Source organism: Frigoriflavimonas asaccharolytica, from assembly GCF_013294015.1.
Classification (GTDB): Bacteria; Bacteroidota; Bacteroidia; order Flavobacteriales; family Weeksellaceae; genus Frigoriflavimonas; species Frigoriflavimonas asaccharolytica.
The window spans coordinates 1-1,505 of sequence record NZ_JABSNO010000062.1 but is presented as its reverse complement, the minus strand read 5'-3'; the positions used below and the strand labels follow the sequence as shown (position 1 = coordinate 1,505).

The window sequence follows — 1,505 nt, the reverse complement described above, 5'->3', positions numbered from 1 at the left end:
TGCATCATTAAATATACGAAAATACAAGCGAATTATTAAAATTATTTCCCTATTTTTGAATATAATAAACGAAGGTTTTTTCACAGACTGACGTTGTACAACATTTTATAAAAAAATATCGCCTAAATATGAAAGTTTTGAAATCAATAATATATATTCTCGTTGGAATATTTTTTATAATTGGCGCTGTCAAAATTTTAGCAATTACAAATAATGAAATTGAAACGTTATATCATGAAGATAGAGCATATCATCATGATAGTAATTATAAAATGGGTGATGCACTTCGTTATGGTGATGGAGAATATGAGAGAAAAGAACAAAAGAATGAAATTATCAAAATTTCATTAATTTATGGAGGTTTAATTATTGCGCTACTTTTTATTACAACTGCAATTAAAACTAAAGAACAAGATGAAGAGTTGGACAGTTCTAATTACATGAATAAAAGTGATGCCAAAGAATTTGAAAATAAAGTTAATAAAACAAATCAAAACATGAATAAAGGAATAAATTTAGGTGCTGGAATTCAATATCAAAAATTAGCAGAATCTGCTAATGGTTGTTACATGTTATTACAAGATATTAAAACCGCAATAAATATTGGCGATGATAAACCTGACCATTTACTTTATACATGTTATTTAGTTAGAAATGAAATATTAGATAGAATTGACAAATATAAATGGGATTTGAATACACCTCTTGTAGTTCCAATGATGCCCGGAGAAAATAAAACATTACAAGTGGCACTTAATATTTTAAATCAAAATATAAATACATGCGCAGAAAGAATATCTTATGAAGAAGAGTGTCAAGAAATTCTGAATAGAAAAGATTTTTATTATGAATTTGAGCAGAGAATTCCGCCACACGCAAGAGGACATAAATAATGATAATAACGATTTTAATTATTTTGGGTATAATTATCTTCTTCTTCTTGAAAGATAGAGATAAGAGTTTAGAAAACCAAGTTGATACAAAAGGTGGAATACGGAACAAGTATAAATTACTTGTTGAATTTCTATCAAATCACCCGAATGCTAATATAACAAAAATTACTCGCGACTATATAAAAATTGACTGCATTATGCAAACAACATCTGCAACTTATGAAATATTACAGAATTTTAATCAAGTTGAAGTTTTTTGGTATTCAAATCTTGGATTAATGGGTCAGCACAAATTGAAATGGAGTTTTAATTCAAATACATCTCAAGAACAAATGATTGAAAAAATTCATAAAGATTTAAATGACTACGAAGAGAGACTCTTCTAAAAAAACGTCGTACAACAGCGGTTTTGCAATAGTGCGGGATTTTCGCAAGTTTAAAGATTTTAGATGTTCCGAAGTTTAGTTTATAATTGAAAGATTTTATATATTAATCCGCACCATCGCAAACCCGCGACCGTCAGGCTGTGAAAAAACTCAATTTTCACCTAATTATTCAATTTAATCAACCTTTCAAACCTCAATAAATGCGTTTTTAAGCACGCTGTTTTTT

At 28.2% G+C, this 1,505-nt stretch carries 2 protein-coding genes; both read left to right on the top strand.

Going from position 1 to position 1,505, the window contains the following annotated elements; translation table 11 throughout:
* The first annotated feature begins 137 nt into the window (after positions 1-137).
* Complete coding sequence (locus HNQ03_RS16005) at positions 138-893, top strand: hypothetical protein (protein ID WP_173780697.1); 756 nt, start codon at positions 138-140, stop codon at positions 891-893.
* Positions 893-1,279 (top strand): hypothetical protein, encoded by a 387-nt coding sequence (locus HNQ03_RS16000; RefSeq protein ID WP_173780696.1) that lies wholly within the window; start codon positions 893-895, stop codon positions 1,277-1,279. The genes HNQ03_RS16005 and HNQ03_RS16000 overlap by 1 nt, the downstream gene beginning before the upstream one ends.
* The last annotated feature ends 226 nt before the right edge of the window (positions 1,280-1,505 follow it).